The 16,992-nt window shown below is 59.1% G+C and carries 17 protein-coding genes and 1 tRNA gene; 14 read left to right on the top strand and 4 right to left on the bottom strand.

The genetic code is table 11. The annotated features are described in order from the left end of the window. Genes K5K95_RS09785 through K5K95_RS09795 form a run of 3 tightly spaced genes read left to right on the top strand, consistent with a single transcriptional unit; the run spans window position 1 to window position 1,483 of the window. A complete protein-coding gene (locus tag K5K95_RS09785; RefSeq protein ID WP_222589283.1) occupies window positions 1-567 on the top strand; it encodes an RNA polymerase sigma factor in 567 nt (188 codons plus the stop codon). After that, complete coding sequence (locus K5K95_RS09790) at window positions 564-1,196, top strand: hypothetical protein (protein ID WP_222589284.1); 633 nt, start codon at window positions 564-566, stop codon at window positions 1,194-1,196. Before K5K95_RS09785 ends, K5K95_RS09790 begins: the two co-directional genes overlap by 4 nt. A gap of 20 nt (window positions 1,197-1,216) precedes the next feature. After that, window positions 1,217-1,483 (top strand): hypothetical protein, encoded by a 267-nt coding sequence (locus K5K95_RS09795; protein ID WP_261398174.1) that lies wholly within the window; start codon window positions 1,217-1,219, stop codon window positions 1,481-1,483. A 97-nt stretch (window positions 1,484-1,580) separates the two neighbouring features. On the opposite strand, the gene K5K95_RS09800 is transcribed toward K5K95_RS09795, so the two are convergent. Next, a tRNA-Arg gene (locus tag K5K95_RS09800) sits at window positions 1,581-1,657 on the bottom strand. Window positions 1,658-2,006: 349 nt separating this feature from the next. Between K5K95_RS09800 and gabD the strand changes: the two genes are divergently transcribed. The 3 genes from gabD to K5K95_RS09815 all read left to right on the top strand — a co-directional run bounded on the left by gabD (window position 2,007) and on the right by K5K95_RS09815 (window position 6,276). Beyond that, window positions 2,007-3,449 carry an NADP-dependent succinate-semialdehyde dehydrogenase gene (gene gabD / locus K5K95_RS09805; protein WP_054050229.1) on the top strand — a complete coding sequence of 481 codons (1,443 nt, stop codon included), beginning with the start codon at window positions 2,007-2,009 and terminating at the stop codon, window positions 3,447-3,449. 197 nt (window positions 3,450-3,646) lie between these two features. Beyond that, on the top strand, window positions 3,647-4,924 hold the full coding sequence (gene gabT / locus K5K95_RS09810) for a 4-aminobutyrate--2-oxoglutarate transaminase (protein ID WP_090177104.1): 1,278 nt from the start codon (window positions 3,647-3,649) through the stop codon (window positions 4,922-4,924). 137 nt (window positions 4,925-5,061) lie between these two features. Further along, window positions 5,062-6,276 carry a response regulator gene (locus tag K5K95_RS09815; protein ID WP_222589285.1) on the top strand — a complete coding sequence of 405 codons (1,215 nt, stop codon included), beginning with the start codon at window positions 5,062-5,064 and terminating at the stop codon, window positions 6,274-6,276. Window positions 6,277-6,412: 136 nt separating this feature from the next. Here the strand turns inward: K5K95_RS09815 and K5K95_RS09820 are convergent, their stop codons facing one another. Together K5K95_RS09820 and desA are read right to left on the bottom strand one after the other, a co-directional pair. Further along, a complete protein-coding gene (locus K5K95_RS09820; RefSeq protein WP_222589286.1) occupies window positions 6,413-7,402 on the bottom strand; it encodes a GGDEF domain-containing protein in 990 nt (329 codons plus the stop codon). 150 nt (window positions 7,403-7,552) lie between these two features. Next, complete coding sequence (gene desA / locus K5K95_RS09825) at window positions 7,553-8,737, bottom strand: delta-9 fatty acid desaturase DesA (RefSeq protein WP_222589287.1); 1,185 nt, start codon at window positions 8,735-8,737, stop codon at window positions 7,553-7,555. Window positions 8,738-8,884: 147 nt separating this feature from the next. Here desA and dibA point away from each other — a divergent pair, with 147 nt between their 5' ends. The 6 genes from dibA (at window position 8,885) to K5K95_RS09855 (ending at window position 15,109) form a co-directional block, all read left to right on the top strand. Further along, a complete protein-coding gene (gene dibA, locus K5K95_RS09830) occupies window positions 8,885-10,804 on the top strand; it encodes a phosphodiesterase DibA (protein WP_222589288.1) in 1,920 nt (639 codons plus the stop codon). Between the two features lie 271 nt (window positions 10,805-11,075). Beyond that, window positions 11,076-11,258, top strand: a complete 183-nt coding sequence (gene oscA / locus K5K95_RS09835) for a sulfur starvation response protein OscA (protein ID WP_007945260.1) — start codon at window positions 11,076-11,078, stop codon at window positions 11,256-11,258. A gap of 69 nt (window positions 11,259-11,327) precedes the next feature. Then, window positions 11,328-12,341: a sulfate ABC transporter substrate-binding protein gene (locus K5K95_RS09840; RefSeq protein WP_222589289.1), complete on the top strand. Its 1,014-nt coding sequence runs from the start codon at window positions 11,328-11,330 to the stop codon at window positions 12,339-12,341. A 70-nt stretch (window positions 12,342-12,411) separates the two neighbouring features. After that, on the top strand, window positions 12,412-13,230 hold the full coding sequence (gene cysT / locus K5K95_RS09845) for a sulfate ABC transporter permease subunit CysT (RefSeq protein WP_208670587.1): 819 nt from the start codon (window positions 12,412-12,414) through the stop codon (window positions 13,228-13,230). Between the two features lie 13 nt (window positions 13,231-13,243). After that, entirely contained in the window at window positions 13,244-14,116 is an 873-nt protein-coding gene (gene cysW, locus K5K95_RS09850; RefSeq protein ID WP_046031356.1) for a sulfate ABC transporter permease subunit CysW, read from the top strand. Window positions 14,117-14,119: 3 nt separating this feature from the next. Then, window positions 14,120-15,109 carry a sulfate/molybdate ABC transporter ATP-binding protein gene (locus K5K95_RS09855; RefSeq protein ID WP_090177086.1) on the top strand — a complete coding sequence of 330 codons (990 nt, stop codon included), beginning with the start codon at window positions 14,120-14,122 and terminating at the stop codon, window positions 15,107-15,109. Window positions 15,110-15,190: 81 nt separating this feature from the next. On the opposite strand, the gene K5K95_RS09860 is transcribed toward K5K95_RS09855, so the two are convergent. Then, complete coding sequence (locus K5K95_RS09860; protein ID WP_222589290.1) at window positions 15,191-15,709, bottom strand: DUF962 domain-containing protein; 519 nt, start codon at window positions 15,707-15,709, stop codon at window positions 15,191-15,193. An 84-nt stretch (window positions 15,710-15,793) separates the two neighbouring features. On the opposite strand from K5K95_RS09860, the gene K5K95_RS09865 reads away from it, so the two are divergent. Then, window positions 15,794-16,480, top strand: a complete 687-nt coding sequence (locus K5K95_RS09865) for a Crp/Fnr family transcriptional regulator (protein WP_222589291.1) — start codon at window positions 15,794-15,796, stop codon at window positions 16,478-16,480. Window positions 16,481-16,557: 77 nt separating this feature from the next. Beyond that, window positions 16,558-16,923 (top strand): response regulator, encoded by a 366-nt coding sequence (locus K5K95_RS09870; protein ID WP_222589292.1) that lies wholly within the window; start codon window positions 16,558-16,560, stop codon window positions 16,921-16,923. Window positions 16,924-16,992 lie beyond the last annotated feature (69 nt).

Raw genomic sequence — 16,992 nt, forward strand, 5'->3', positions numbered from 1 at the left:
ATGTCAGCGCTTGAGCCGAACGACGAATCATTGCTGGCCCGCTATCGTGCGGGCGACGGGCCGGCGTTCGAGATTTTGTACGCCCGTCACCGCCAGGGGCTTTATCGATTCCTGCTTGGCCTGAGTGGCAAGCCCGAACTGGCTGAAGAGGTTTACCAGGAAACCTGGCTGAGCCTGATCCGCAGCACCAGTCAGCCACAGGGCCGGGCGAACTTTCGTACGTGGCTCTACCAGATTGCCCGTAACCGACTGATCGATCACTGGCGCAAACATGGCATTCACAACCCTTTGCACGACAGCTATGACGAACAAACCCACGCCGTGATCGATGAGGCGACCGATCCGGAGCAGCTGCTGAGCCTGAGCCGCGACAGTCAGCGCCTTGAAGCCGCCCTGCAAAACCTGCCCGCCGACCAGCGCGAAGTGTTCCTGCTACGCGCCCACAGCGATCTCGATTTCCCCCAGATCGCCACCCTCACCGAAACACCGCTGGAAACGGTGAAAAGCCGCTTGCGCTACGCCCAGCAAAAACTGCGTCGGCTGCTGGCCGAGGAGGTACTGACATGACTGACGCCCGCAAAACACCGGAAGACCAAGTGCTGCAGCATTTTCGTGAACACAGTCGCGATGAGCCCCCGGCGCACCTTGATGCGTTCATTCTGGCCGCCGCACACCGAGAAACGCCTGCGCCGAAACAGAATCTCTGGCAACGCTGGGTCAAGGCTTGCCAGAAACCGCGCTGGCAAGTCGCGTTCGCCAGCCTCGTGGGTGTCGCGTTGATGTTGGCGCTGGTGCAACGCACGCCAGAGCAAGTGCCAGGCTATGACTTCGCACCCGCACCCGCACCCGCACCAACAGCATCGGCCCCGGTTGCCAAGAAGGAGTCTGCGCAGTTGGCGCGTTCGCTCGCGGCTCCCGCTGGCGCGATGTCTGCCCCAGCGCCAGCCGCGCCGATGGCCGACTTTGCCGCCCCCGCGCAGACCGAATCGATCAGCGCTGAAATGGCTGACGAAGCAAAGGTCAGCAAGCCCCCGGTGATGGCGCCGGCAAAGTTTATCAACGATCAATTAAGGGAAGTGATCCGCTTGCAAAAAGCAGGTCAGGCTCAAGCGGCGGCTGACCTGATGGCGACATTGCACAAACGCTTTCCCAAGGAAAACCTCACGGCCAGACTCAAGCAATTGCAGGAAAATTGAAACGCAAAGCGGTCGGCCATTTGGCAACAAGGCCCGAAAGCGCGCACTATCGGGCCATAGCCGATGCGTTGGAGGAAGCCGTGGCGAAAAAAATCGATCGCATCGCCCAAATGCTCAACTGCCCTGTGAAAGGGGAGGAGATGAGGCGGGCAATTACCGAGAGTCGTAAGGAGTTTCTTCTTGCGCAGCAGGAAGCAGAGGCTCTTGAGGAAGACGTCCTTGACGATGAAGAGGTCGAGGACGAAGAGGATGATGAGTACGACGAGTTTGATTGGACGACGGAGTAAACCAGAACTGGACCCAAATCTGGTTGCCCTGCTCAGAGACAACACGCACAAAAAAGCCCCAGACCCTAAGATCTGAGGCTTTTTCATTTACGACGTATGGTGCACCAGGCGGGATTCGAACCCACGACCCCTGCCTTCGGAGGGCAGTACTCTATCCAGCTGAGCTACTGGTGCAAGCGGGCGCCATGATACTCATATGCACTGCGGGCGTCCATGCTGCTGAATCGACGATGGTTTTCGCAACCGTAACAACCGTTTGCTACGTTGATCAGAAAAATTGGGCAAATGCGGCGTTTTCGTTCTTTTTTTCGAACAGGCTATTGTCCTTTACCCCCTTTGATCCTAGGATTCGTTTGAGATTTCAAACGCTCTTGTCTGGGTGCTGAACCGCACGAGTTTCAATCAGTGCGCTATTTATGTGCTTCAGCCCGGTGAATGATTTCCCTGACGGCAGCCTTTGAGGCGCCTTTCTACAATCATAATTCGCTCCGCGCTGGTCGCGGTGCTGTTAAGGAAAGCCGACATGCAGCTTAAAGACACCCAGTTGTTCCGCCAGCAAGCCTTTATCGATGGCGCTTGGGTCGATGCGGACAATGGTCAGACGATCAAGGTCAACAACCCGGCAACGGGCGAAATTCTGGGTACTGTGCCGAAAATGGGCGCTGCCGAAACCCGCCGTGCAATCGAAGCCGCTGACAAAGCGCTGCCGGCCTGGCGTGCACTGACCGCCAAGGACCGTGCGAACAAGCTGCGTCGCTGGTTCGAACTGATCATCGAAAACCAGGACGACCTCGCTCGCCTGATGACCCTGGAACAGGGCAAGCCATTGGCCGAAGCCAAGGGCGAAATCGTTTACGCCGCTTCCTTTATCGAGTGGTTCGCCGAAGAAGCCAAGCGCGTCTACGGTGACGTGATTCCGGGCCACCAGCCAGACAAGCGCTTGATCGTGATCAAGCAGCCAATCGGCGTGACCGCTGCAATCACCCCGTGGAACTTCCCGGCTGCAATGATCACCCGTAAAGCCGGCCCGGCCCTGGCCGCCGGTTGCACCATGGTGCTCAAGCCTGCTTCGCAAACCCCGTTCTCGGCGTTTGCTTTGGCTGAACTGGCCCAGCGTGCCGGCATTCCGAATGGTGTGTTCAGCGTTGTGTCCGGCAGCGCCGGCGACATCGGCAGCGAGCTGACCAGCAACCCGATCGTGCGTAAATTGTCCTTCACTGGCTCGACCGAAATCGGTCGTCAGCTGATGGCTGAATGCGCCAAGGACATCAAAAAGGTTTCCCTGGAACTGGGCGGCAACGCGCCGTTCATCGTGTTCGACGACGCGGACCTGGATAAGGCCGTCGAAGGCGCGATCATTTCCAAGTACCGCAACAACGGCCAGACCTGCGTCTGCGCCAACCGTCTGTACATTCAGGATTCGGTCTACGACGCGTTCGCCGAGAAGCTGAAAGTGGCCGTGGCCAAACTCAAGATCGGCAACGGTCTGGAAGAAGGCACCACCACTGGCCCGTTGATCGACGAAAAAGCCGTGGCCAAGGTTCAAGAGCACATTGCTGACGCGATCAGCAAAGGCGCAACCGTGCTGGCCGGTGGCAAGGTCATGGAAGGCAACTTCTTCGAGCCGACCATCCTGACCAACGTGCCGAAGAACGCAGCCGTGGCCAAGGAAGAAACCTTCGGTCCATTGGCGCCGCTGTTCCGCTTCAAAGACGAAGCCGAAGTGATCGCGATGTCCAACGACACCGAATTCGGTCTGGCGTCGTACTTCTATGCTCGCGACCTGGGCCGTGTGTTCCGTGTGGCTGAAGCCCTGGAATACGGCATGGTCGGCGTCAACACCGGGTTGATCTCCAACGAAGTCGCGCCGTTCGGCGGCATCAAGGCGTCGGGCCTGGGCCGTGAGGGCTCCAAGTACGGCATCGAAGATTACCTGGAAATCAAATACCTCTGCCTGGGCATCTAAGCTCGCAAGACAAGAACCGGCAAGGCATTGCTTTAAACGCAAAGGGCACGAGAGCGCTGTCCCTTTGCGTGCTTCAAATGGAATTTTCTCTGTGGCCGGGAACGCTATGGCAGTCGATCATCGCATGCTGCCGTAGGTGCCTCCCCGCCGCATTTTCCTTGAACCACGCCGCCCGATGAGCGGTGAATGAGGACTTTATGAGCAAGACTAACGCATCCCTGATGAAACGCCGCGAAGCCGCTGTACCACGCGGTGTTGGCCAGATTCACCCGATCTTCGCCGAGTCCGCGAAGAACGCCACCGTGACTGACGTTGAAGGTCGCGAGTTCATCGACTTCGCCGGCGGTATCGCTGTGCTGAACACCGGCCACGTGCACCCGAAAATCATCGCCGCCGTGACCGAGCAGCTGAACAAGCTGACCCACACTTGCTTCCAGGTACTGGCTTACGAGCCGTACGTAGAAGTGTGCGAAAAAATCAACGCCAAGGTTCCAGGTGATTTCGCCAAGAAAACCCTGCTGGTGACCACCGGTTCCGAAGCCGTTGAAAACGCCGTGAAGATCGCCCGTGCTGCCACTGGCCGTGCCGGCGTGATCGCCTTCACCGGCGCTTACCACGGTCGTACCATGATGACCCTGGGCCTGACCGGTAAAGTCGTGCCTTACTCGGCCGGCATGGGCCTGATGCCAGGCGGCATCTTCCGCGCGCTGTACCCGAACGAGCTGCACGGTGTGAGCATCGACGATTCGATCGCCAGCATTGAACGCATCTTCAAGAACGACGCCGAGCCGCGTGACATCGCCGCCATCATCATCGAGCCGGTTCAGGGCGAAGGCGGTTTCTACGTCGCGCCGAAAGAGTTCATGAAGCGTCTGCGTGCCCTGTGCGACCAGCACGGCATCCTGTTGATCGCTGACGAAGTGCAGACTGGCGCTGGCCGTACCGGCACTTTCTTCGCCATGGAACAGATGGGCGTTGCTGCCGACCTGACCACCTTCGCCAAATCCATCGCTGGCGGCTTCCCGCTGGCCGGTGTGTGCGGTAAAGCCGAATACATGGACGCCATTGCTCCAGGCGGCCTGGGCGGCACCTACGCTGGTAGCCCGATTGCTTGCGCCGCGGCCTTGGCCGTGATGGAAGTGTTCGAAGAAGAGCACCTGCTGGACCGTTGCAAGGCTGTCGGCGAGCGTCTGGTGACTGGCCTCAAGGCCATTCAGGCCAAGTACCCGGTGATCGGTGAAGTCCGTGCCCTGGGCGCGATGATCGCGGTCGAGCTGTTCGTTGACGGCGACAGCCACAAGCCGAACGCTCCAGCGGTCGCCGCTGTTGTCGCCAAGGCGCGTGACAAGGGTCTGATCCTGCTGTCCTGCGGCACCTACGGCAACGTTCTGCGCGTCCTGGTACCGCTGACTTCGCCGGACGAGCAATTGGACAAAGGTCTGGCCATCATTGAAGAGTGCTTCTCTGAGCTTTGATCTAAAGTGCTTACATGAAAATGTGAGCTGATCGACAAAAAACCCGCTTCGGCGGGTTTTTTTGTCCCTCAAAATAGACGCCTCGTTTCAAATAATCCGCGTCGACTAAGGTACAAGCATCGCAAGGGAGCGTGCAGATGACCGCTGTGGTATTACCGGCTGTACCGCGTGTGCTGATTGCCGAGGCCGACCCCTGGTCTCGGGATCTGCTCAAGCATGTGTTGTTGAATGTGCGCTGCGACGCACGGTTGGACCTGTGCGCCGATGGCCAGGAAGCGTTGCGCCTCCTGGCGGACAATCCCTACGATCTGGTGATCGTCGATTGGGAGCTGCCTGGTATCGATGGCCTGAATGTCTTGCGCAACGTGCGCCAACGCAAGCGCAATCCACCGCTGCCCTTCATCCTGATGAGCAGTCGCAACGACAGCGCCAGCGTGCGTGAAGCACTGCCCCTGGCGCCTGCGGCGTACCTGACCAAACCCCTGAACATGGAAAGCCTGACCCATCGCCTGCAGGATTTGCTGGTGAATGCTGGGGAGGAGGTGGCCTGTGAGGTGCAAACGCTGGCGCCAGGCATGACTTTGTCGGTGTACCTGGAGCGGCGTCGTGAACTGGCCGAGGGTGCGCCGCTGATGACCGACGTGCAGGTGGCGGTTAACCGCAGCCTCAATCCCAATGGCTTGGACCTTAACCGCCTGGAAGGCGAAATCCGCACCGACCCACAGATCACCGCGGTGCTGATCGCGGCAGCCAACAGCGCGGCGCAGCACCTTGGCGATCCGGTCCAGACCTTGGGCCAGGCGTTGCACCGCTTGGGCACCGCGCAAAGCATGAACCTGATACTGGGGCTGGCGCTCAAACGCAGCGCCCGGCTCAGCGATCCATTTCTGGCCGACTACGCCGAGCGTTATTGGGACCTGTCGCTGCACACCGCTGAATACGCGCGGACGCTGGCGCGCTTGCTCGATCTGGATCAGGAACGTTGTTACTGCGCGGGCATATTGCACTGCCTCGGCGATCTGGCGCTGTTGAGGTGTCTGCAGGAATGGAAGCAGGCCGGCGGTGAGCTGGATGAGTGGGAGGAGGTTGGGGATGCCCTGGCCGAGTTCGGCGCAGCGTACGGTTCGGCCTTGCGCACGCGCTGGCGTCTGCCGCTGGAGTTGCGAGAGCTGATTGCAGCGGTCTACCAGCTCGGTGGCGGGGTTTACTCCCGCGAGGCCTTGGTGATGAACATGGCGGCGCAATTGGCGCGTCTGACTGAGCATGAGGGCATCGAGGCGTTGGCCAAGAGCCGAACGGCGCGGCTACTCAAGATCGGGCTGCCGGAGTTGATGCGCTTGCGCAAAAAATAAGCACTACACATAACCCTGTGGGAGCGAGCCTGCTCGCGATAGCGGACTATCAGCCAACATCAATGTTGGGTGTGACTCCCTCATCGCGAGCAAGCTCGCTCCCACCATTGGTCTTGTGTTTCGCCTGAGGTTGGGATCAGCCGGAGATGATGCGGTTCTTGCCCTGGCGCTTGGCTTCATACATCGCGGCATCCGCGCGGGCGTAAAGACCGTCGAGGCTTTGGTCTTCTGCGGTCAGGCTGGTCAGGCCCTGGCTGACAGTGATACCGAACGTCTTGTCGTCATGACTGAAGCTCAACTGTTGAATCATCCGCTGCAGGCGTTCGGCCACTTGCATGGCCATGTCAGGGGCGCAGCCCGGGAAGACAGCGGCGAACTCCTCCCCACCGATTCGCCCGAACAGATCGCCCCGGCGTAATGCGGCACGACCACTCTCGGCGATTCGTTGCAGCACTATGTCGCCGGTTTGATGGCCGTAGGTGTCGTTCACTAATTTGAAATCATCAATGTCGAGCAGCAGGAACGCCATCGGCGCGCCTTGCTTGCACGCTTGCGCAAACTCGTGCTGAGCGCATTCGAAGAAGTGGCGTCGGTTGCTGCTTTGAGTCAGCACATCGGTGGTGGCCAGTCGCTGCAATTCCGCCTCCATACGTTTCTTTTCCGTGATGTCCTCGGCGATGCCGACGATGATCACCGGTTGGCCCGGTTCAGCCTGGCGATTGATGAAGCACTTGTCGCTGATCCAGCGCACCTGGCCGTCGGCGGCGATGATGCGGTACTCGCGGTCTTCAACGGCCCCTTTCTCCAGTACTTCGGCCAGGCTGCGCTCGGCGTACTCCAGATCATCAGGGTAAATACTGTCGCGCCATTGGTTGTAATCGGACAGCAACAGGCCAGCGGAACGGCCGAAAAGGCGCTCATAGGCCGGGCTGACATAGAGCACCTGGCGGGTTTCCCAATTGAAGGCCCAAAGCACCGCGTTGACGCTCACCAGCAGTGAGCTGAACAGCTGTTCGCGTTCACTCAGTCTGGCGACTTCGCCCTGGGCATGCATCAGCGCCATCAGGGTTTGCGCGGTGTCGGGTGATTGTGTGAGCGATGAGTCGTGCAGGTTTTTAGGGACCATTGGGACAAATCTCAAAGGGCATGGGCCGCTCGAGGTTCGAACGCGGCGACAACGAAGCCCGCCGGGGGTGGCGAAGTGTCTTTGAGATAGGCGATTTGGAACGAAGTTCCTGAGGGTGCGCCCGCGAACGGGGCGCACCGATCAACGGCGTCAGGCAGCGGCGGGGCGCAGGGAGTAGGTCTTCAACTGGTCGGCGAAGTCGCGCAGGGACTGAATCCCGCTGGCTTCAGCCTCGTGAACCCAGTCCTTGATGGCGGCCAGCATGTCGTGACCATTTGAGCTGGTCTTGACCCAGATCTGCTGCAAGGCCAGGCGTTTCTCGTAAATTACCTTCAGCGCCTGACTGTGCTCGAGCATGTTCTGGATGCGCACGTGGTGTTTTTCATCCAGCAGGCTGGTTTCCCGCGAAAGCAGGCGCTTGGCGCGGTGGAACTGGTGGCGGACCGAGTGATCGACCTTTTCCAGTTCTTGCTTGACCAGCGGCGCGATGACCAGCTTGCGGTACTGGGCCATGATCTGGAAACGGTTGTTGAGGATGGCCATGGCAGTGTCCATGTCCAGGCTTCCTTTACCTTCCACACGGTGGGCGATCGGCGCAACCCGCTGGACCTTGGCCAGGCGGAAGAAGCTGAAAACCTGGATCCAGGCCCAGCCTAGGTCGAATTCCCACTTCTTCACCGACAATTTTGCCGAATTAGGATAGGTGTGATGATTGTTATGCAGTTCTTCGCCGCCGATCAGGATGCCCCATGGCACCAGATTGGTCGCCGCGTCGCGGCATTCGAAGTTGCGATAGCCGATGGCATGACCCAAACCGTTGACCACGCCGGCGGCCCACACCGGGATCCACATCATCTGGATCGCCCAGATGGTGATGCCGATGGTGCCGAACAGCATGAGGTCGATGAGCGCCATAATCCCAACGCCCAGCAGCGGGTAGCGGCTGTAAAGGTTGCGTTCGATCCAGTCTTCGGGGCAGTTCTTGCCGTAGATGCGCAGGGTCTCAGGGTTTTCCGCTTCGGCGCGGTACAGTTCGGCACCTTTGCGCAGAACCGTGGACAGGCCCTTGATGACCGGACTGTGCGGGTCATCGACAGTTTCGCATTTGGCGTGATGCTTGCGGTGGATAGCCGTCCACTCGCGGGTGTTCTGCGCCGTGGTCAGCCACAGCCAGAAGCGGAAGAAATGTTTCAGGCCAGCATTGAGCTCGAGCGAGCGATGGGCTGAATAACGATGCAGATAGACCGTGACGCCGACAATCGTGACATGGGTCATCAGCAGGGTGACTGCCACCAGTGACCAGGGCGACAAGCCGAGAAAACCTTCGTACCACATAGGCTATAGGGCCCTCGATAAAGAAAAAAACAGCCGTTGCATTATCACTAAGCCCACAGATAAAACCAGTCGCCCTTTCAGATAAGAGTGGCGGGATGTTTCTTTGGCATATAATTCCAACCAATTTGTAGGGACATGGACAGTCGAATGTCTGCCACATATCGCGATGCCTTGCGTGCTGCGCTGCTTTACCTGGTGCTTTCCGTCGTCTGGCTCCAGTTTAGCGGCCAGCTATTGAACAGTTTCTTCGATAACTCCACTGAGTTACTGCGATGGCAACTGATCAACGGTTACCTCTGGGTGGCGTTCAGTGCGGGGCTGATCTTCATTGCCCGAGCGCGTTTGTTCCGCTGCCTGGGGATCGGCGCCAAATTGCGCGAGCGCAGTGAAGACCGCGAGCGCTTGCGTCAGGCGGCTGCGGTGTTCGATTGCACCCGCGAAGGTGTGCTTGTCACTGACAGCAAAGGCCTGATCGTCCACGTGAACCGGGCGTTCATGGAAATTACCGGCTATCAGCGCGAAGAAGTGCTGGGCCAGCGCCCGAACATGTTCAAGTCTGGTCATCACCCGCCAGCGTTCTATCAGCAGATGTTTGCCACCCTGGACGGCACCGGTGAGTGGAGCGGGGAAATCTGGAACCGTCGTAAAAGCGGCGAGATTTACCCGCAATGGCAGACCATCCGCATCATTCGCGACGAGCAGCGCCAACTCAGCCAATACGTCGCTGTGTTTTCAGACATCAGTGCGATCAAGAATTCCGAGCATGAGCTCAAGTACCTGGCCAGCCACGATCCGCTGACCACGCTGCCGAACCGTTTGCTTTTCACCGACCGCGCCGAGCAGGCGCTGGCGTCGGCGCAACTGCACAAACGCGGCTGCGCGTTGCTACTGATCGATCTGGATCATTTCAAGATGATCAACGACGGCCTCGGGCACACGATCGGCGACCAATTACTCAAGGCTGTGGCCGAACGCTTGAAAGCCCTGCTCGACCCGGGCATTACCCTGGCACGCCTGGGCGGAGACGAGTTCGCCGTGCTCGCCGAGAGTTGTCCACAACTGGTGCACGCCGGGTCGCTGGCCCAGCGCATCATCGATGAACTTCGTGAGCCGCTTCATATCGAGGGGCATCGGCTCTTTGTCAACGCCAGCATTGGCATCAGCCTGTTTCCCAGTGATGCCTTGAGCGCCGAGCAGCTATTGCGAAACGCCGATTCAGCGCTGTTCAAGGCCAAGAGCGCGGGTCGCGATGGCTACGCCTTGTACACCGAAGAATTGACCGCGCACGCCCAGCAGCGAGTGGAAATCGGTTTCGAGCTGCGCCGCGCCCTGGAGCAGCAAGAGCTACGGGTTTACTACCAGCCGGTGCACGACCTCAAGTCCAGTCGCCTGATCGGCGTCGAGGCGCTGGTTCGCTGGCAACATCCGCAGCGCGGGTTGGTGTCGCCGGCAGAGTTCATCCCCATTGCCGAGCGCACCGGGCTGATTGCCGCGATCGATGCCTGGGTCATGCGTCAGGCCTGTGAGCAGATGTGCCGCTGGCAAGCCGCGGGTGTGGCGTTGTCATTTGTCGCGGTGAATGTTTCATCCCGTTTGTTTGCCCGTCGTGAGTTGTATCAACAGGTGGCTCAGGTGCTGCGCGAGACTGGGCTGGATCCGGCGTATCTGGAGCTGGAAGTCACTGAAAGCGCAGTGATGGACGATCCTGAAGTGGCCCTGGAGCAGATGCATCGCTTGCGCGAATTGGGTGTGCGGTTAGCCATCGATGACTTCGGCACCGGCTATTCGTCGTTGTTGCGACTCAAGCGTTTACCGGTGCAGAAGCTCAAGATCGATCAGGGCTTTGTCGCCGGTCTGCCGTGGGATGAGGATGACGCGGCCATCGTGCGGGTGATTATCGCGCTGGCGCGAAGCATGGGGATGCAGGTGCATGCCGAGGGGATCGAGCAGGTCGAGCAGGCGCGCTTCCTGCTCGAACAGGACTGCACTCTGGGTCAGGGCTACTGGTTTGGGCGTCCGGTGCCGGACCAACAACTGGATTGGGCTCACGCGCCGGAAATTCGTTAAGCCGAAAAAGATCGCAGCCTCGTTTCACTCGACAGCTCCTACATGGAAATCCGTACTCCAGTAGGACCTGTCGAGTGAAACGAGGCTGCGATCTTTTGCTTTTCAAGCAACCAATCGTTCCCAAGCCCTTGTCCTGTCAGAAAATCGTTTCTGGTTATATAAACATTCTTAAATAGTCTTTTTAAGAATATCCGCGCGTCTCTACTATTGCTCTCACGCCGCAAGCAGTGCCCCCGCTGCCAGGCAATCTCTCAGTCTAAGGAGCAGCACCATGAGCGCATCCCTACGTAGCGTTGACGGTCAAGACGAAGCCACCATCTTGCGTGAGATCCAGAGTGCACTGCGCGATCTGCGCTTTGGCGCCGTGGAAATTACCGTGCACAACGCACAGGTAGTCCAGATCGAACGCAAAGAGAAATTCCGTTTGCAGAATCCGAGCAACAAACCGAGCTAAACCACCGGCAACCCGATTCCAGCACACCATAAAAAAGCCAACACAATCAGAATTCCAGGAGCTTTCACCATGTCGTCGATTCGTCAATTCGCTTTGGCCGCCTTGGCCAGTGCCCTTTTTGCTGGTTCCGCGGTTGCCAAGGATTACGAATTGCTCAACGTGTCGTATGACCCGACCCGTGAGCTGTACCAGGATTACAACGCCGAATTCGTCAAGTTCTGGCAGAAAGATCACGCTGGCGACTCGGTGAAAATCCAGCAATCCCACGGCGGCTCGGGCAAGCAAGGCCGTGCTGTGATCGACGGTCTGCGCGCCGACGTAGTGACGCTGGCCCTGGCCGGTGACATCGACGAAATCGCCAAGCTCGGCAAGACCCTGCCGGTCGACTGGCAGAAGCGTCTTCCCGAGGCGAGCACGCCTTACACCTCGACCATCGTGTTCCTGGTACGCAAGGGCAACCCTAAAGGCATCAAGGACTGGGGCGATCTGGTCAAGAACGACGTGTCGGTCATCACCCCGAATCCGAAAACCTCGGGCGGTGCGCGCTGGAACTTCCTCGCAGCCTGGGCCTATGGCCTGAAAGCCAACGGCGGTAACGAAGCCAAAGCCAAGGAATACGTGCAAACCCTGTTCAAGCACGTGCCTGTGCTGGACACCGGCGCTCGCGGTTCGACCATTACCTTCGTCAACAACGGTCAGGGTGACGTGTTGTTGGCCTGGGAAAACGAAGCGTTTCTGGCGTTGAAAGAAGATGGTGGCGCCGACAAATTCGAAATCGTTGTGCCTTCCCTGTCGATCCTGGCCGAACCGCCGGTTGCCTTGGTCGATAAAAACGCTGAGAAAAAAGGCAACACCGAGATCGCCGAAGCGTACCTCAAGCACCTGTACAGCCCGGCAGGCCAGGAAATTGCGGCGAAAAACTTCTATCGTCCACGTGACAAGGAAGTGGCCGCCAAGTACAGCAAGCAGTTCCCGACACTGGACCTGGTGACCATCGACAAGGACTTCGGCGGGTGGAAAACCGCACAGCCGAAATTCTTCAATGACGGTGGCGTTTTCGACCAGATTTATCAGGCGCAGTAACCTGAAATAAGCCATCAACGAGCCCCGATTCATGCGTCGGGGCTTTGCGCATTCTCAACCAAGGACTTTTATGTCGCGTCGTATCTCCCCCGTCATACCCGGCTTCGGGCTGACGCTGGGCTACACCTTGGTGTACCTCAGCCTGATTGTGCTCATTCCACTGGCGGCGATGTTCGTGCATGCCGCTCAACTCACCTGGGAGCAGTTCTGGGCGATTATCTCGGCGCCACGGGTGCTGGCGGCGTTGAAGCTGAGCTTCGGCACCGCGCTCTATGCCGCGATCATCAACGGCATCATCGGCACGCTGCTGGCGTGGGTGCTGGTGCGTTACACGTTCCCCGGTCGCAAGATCATCGACGCGATGATCGACTTGCCCTTCGCATTGCCCACTGCCGTGGCGGGTATCGCGCTGACCGCGCTGTACACCCCCACCGGTTTGGTTGGTCAGTTTGCAGCGGACCTGGGTTTCAAGATTGCGTATACCCCCCTCGGCATCACCCTTGCCCTCACTTTTGTGACGCTTCCATTCGTAGTACGTACCGTACAGCCAGTATTGGCCGATATCCCCCGGGAAGTGGAAGAAGCGGCCGCGTGCCTGGGTGCAAAACCGTTGCAGGTTTTCCGCCATATCCTGGTGCCGGCACTGCTTCCAGCCTGGCTCACCGGGTTCGCGTTGGCCTTTGCCCGTGGGGTCGGCGAGTACGGTTCGGTGATTTTCATCGCCGGTAACATGCCGATGAAAACCGAGATCCTGCCGCTGCTGATCATGGTCAAGCTCGACCAGTACGATTACACCGGCGCCACCTCCATTGGTGTACTGATGCTAGTGGTTTCCTTCGTCCTGTTGCTGCTGATCAACTTGCTGCAACGCCGCATCGAAACCCCATAAGGAGGCGCGAACAATGTCCCAATCGTCTATTGCGGCCGCTTCCTCGGCCAATGCCGCCCGCCGTGGCAGTGCCACTTCGCGGCGAATCCTGATCGGCCTCGGCTGGCTGATTTTTGCGCTGTTTTTGTTATTGCCGCTGTTCATCGTGGTGTCCCAGGGCCTGAAGCTTGGCTTGGGCGCGTTTTTCACCGCGATCTTTGAGCCGGATGCTTTGTCAGCCCTGAAACTCACGGTGATCGCCGTGCTGATTTCGGTGCCGCTGAACCTGGTGTTTGGCGTCAGCGCGGCGTGGTGCGTGAGCAAGTACTCGTTCCGTGGCAAAAGCATGCTGGTGACGCTGATCGACCTGCCGTTCTCGGTCTCGCCGGTGATTGCCGGTCTGGTCTACGTGCTGATGTTCGGCGCCCAGGGCCTGTTCGGTCCGTGGTTGCAGGATCACGACATCCAGATCGTCTTCGCCTTGCCGGGCATCGTGCTGGCGACGATTTTTGTCACTGTGCCATTCGTGGCCCGCGAGCTGATCCCGTTGATGCAGGAACAAGGCACGCAGGAAGAAGAGGCCGCGCGCCTGCTGGGTGCCAATGGTTGGCAGATGTTCTGGCACGTCACTGTGCCCAATATCAAATGGGGCCTGATTTACGGCGTGGTGCTGTGTACCGCGCGGGCGATGGGTGAGTTCGGTGCGGTGTCGGTGGTTTCCGGGCACATTCGCGGGGTGACCAACACCTTGCCGCTGCACGTCGAGATCCTCTACAACGAATACAACCACGTGGCCGCGTTCGCTGTGGCGAGCCTGTTGCTGATCCTGGCGCTCTTCATCCTGCTGCTCAAGCAGTGGAGCGAAAACCGTATTAACCGCCTGCGCGCCAGCGCCGCGGAGGAATAATTCATGTCGATCGAAGTGCGTAACGTCAGCAAGAATTTCAACGCGTTCAAGGCGCTGGACAACATCAGCCTGGACATTCAAAGCGGCGAGCTCGTGGCGCTGCTCGGCCCGTCCGGTTGCGGCAAGACCACGCTGCTGCGGATCATCGCCGGCCTGGAAACGCCGGATCAGGGCAGCATCGTTTTCCACGGCGAAGACGTTTCCGGCCATGACGTGCGTGATCGCAACGTCGGCTTCGTGTTCCAGCACTACGCGTTGTTCCGCCACATGACGGTGTTCGACAACGTCGCATTCGGCCTGCGCATGAAACCGAAGAACCAGCGCCCGAGCGAGAGCCAGATTGCGGTAAAGGTTCATGAGCTGCTCAACATGGTGCAGCTCGATTGGCTGTCGGATCGCTACCCGGAACAACTCTCCGGCGGTCAGCGCCAGCGTATTGCTCTGGCGCGTGCCTTGGCGGTGGAACCGAAAGTCCTGCTGCTCGACGAACCCTTCGGCGCCCTCGACGCCAAGGTGCGCAAGGAGCTGCGCCGCTGGTTGGCGCGGTTGCACGAAGACATCAACCTGACATCGGTATTCGTGACCCACGACCAGGAAGAAGCCATGGAAGTGGCCGACCGGATCGTGGTGATGAACAAAGGCGTGATCGAACAGATCGGCTCACCGGGCGACGTTTACGAGAACCCGGCCAGCGATTTCGTTTACCACTTCCTGGGTGACTCGAACCGGCTGCATCTGGGTGAAGACAACCACGTGCTGTTCCGCCCGCACGAAGTGTCGCTGTCGCGCCATGAACTGGAGGATCACCATGCGGCCGAAGTGCGTGATATTCGTCCGTTGGGTGCAACGACGCGGGTGACATTGAAAGTCGAAGGCCAGAGCGAACTGATCGAAGCTGAAGTGGTGAAGGACCACGACAGCCTGATCGGTCTGGCAAAGGGCGAGACGCTGTTCTTCAAGCCCAAGGTCTGGCAAAAACTCGCCAATATTTAACCTTCCTGGCTGATCGTTCCCACGCTCTGCGTGGGAGCGATCAAGCATCATTGTGGGAGCGAGCCTGCTCGCGATGACGTCCTACGCCGCAGCGCGATTCGGATTGACCCGCACCCCACCCACTCGCGCCTCGATCTGCTCTTTCAGATCCCGACGCAATCCCAGCAAAAACGCCAGCTCGACCACCACGAACAACGGCCCGACAATCAACCCGGTCACGTCATCGACGAACGCCGGTTTGCGCCCTTCATAGTGGTGACCAACAAACTGGATCGCCCAGCCCACCACAAACATCCCGATGCCGCTCGCCAGCCACACCAGCGTGCTTTGCTGTGCAAGAACCTGTCCCGCCCAAATGCACAGGCCGAGCAACACGCTCATCAATACCCCGAGGCGCAGCTCCAGGCGCAGGTAAAACCAGGCTGACGCCAATGCCACCAGCACCGCCGGCGAAAGCCAGCCCCCTGCCCATTGTGGACGGGACAGCAACACCGCCACTGCCACCACGATCAGCGGGATACCGATAAAGTGGCTGGCAATGTTGCGCGGGTCGCGATGGTATGCGGCGTATTGACTGAGATGGTCAACGAGGCTTTTCATTGTTATTCCTCCTGTAGGGTGATTGATCATGCCCCGTGTTCTGTTTTCGCTCTGTCAGGCAGGCGACAATCTTTAGGAGATTCCATGGATATGCAGGCTTGGCGTTCGTGCCTGATGATGGGGCAGTGGTTCAGTCATCTCCCTGTTTCCTTACAGGATAGTTTGCTGGCAGCGGCCAGGGTTCGGCGCCTGTCGATGGGGCAACTGTTGTTCAAGCGCGGCGATCCGCCGTGCGGGTTGTATGCGGTGCTCGAAGGCGCCATACGCATCGGTGCCGTCAGCGAGCAGGGCAAGGAAGCGCTGCTGAGCCTGGTGGAACCGCCGCACTGGTTCGGCGAAATCTGTCTGTTCGACAACCAGCCACGCACCCACGATGCCTTCGCCGTTGGCCAGTGCACCCTGTTGCACATCCCGCAGGCGACCTTGCTCAAGTTGCTCGACGAACAACCGGTGTACTGGCGGCAATTGGCATTGCTGATGAGCCACAAACTGCGCCTGACCTTCATCAACCTCGAACAACTGAGCCTGATGCCCGCCCCGACCCGACTGGCGCATCGCTTGCTGATGATCGCCGGAGGATACGGCGAAATCGATCCGCCACGCCGCGTGCTGCAACTGCCGCAGGAGCAGTTGGCGTCGATGCTCTCGCTGTCGCGCCAGACCACCAACCAGATCCTCAAGGACTTGCAGGGGCAGGGGATTATCGGTTTGGGCTATGGCGAGATCGAGATTCTGGACGCTGAGCGTTTGCGGGCCCTGGTCACCACCTAGCGGCATGTATTGAAGTTTGTGATGGGCAATCGGCCCGAACGCGCCTAGCCTGTACTCCTGAATAATCGAGGTGTGCCATGCGTGTCCTGTTAGTGGAAGACGAACCCGAAGACGCCAAACGTCTGGCCAACGGCCTGAACGAAGCGAGTTATGCGGTAGACGTGGCGCTCAACGGCATGGACGGCCGCCGCTACATCGAGTCCGGCGAATACGCACTGATCATCCTCGACGTGATGCTGCCGGGTCTTAATGGCTGGCAGCTGCAACAACAGATCCGCAAGCTCGGCGACACGCCGGTACTTTTCTTGACCACCAAAGACGGCATCGAAGATCGCCTGCGCGGGTTGGAATTGCATGAGGATGATTACCTGCTCAAGCCGTTTGCCGTGAGTGAGCTGGTGGCGCGGGTGCGCAAGTTGTTGCGGCGGGATCGGGGCCGCTGAGGCATTTCTGTGTGGTGTACAGTCTGGCCTCATCGCGAGCAGGCTCGCTCCCACACTTGCTCCTCGGTG

The sequence above is a fragment of the Pseudomonas sp. DR48 genome (assembly GCF_019823085.1).
In the GTDB taxonomy this organism is placed as follows: Bacteria; Pseudomonadota; Gammaproteobacteria; order Pseudomonadales; family Pseudomonadaceae; genus Aquipseudomonas.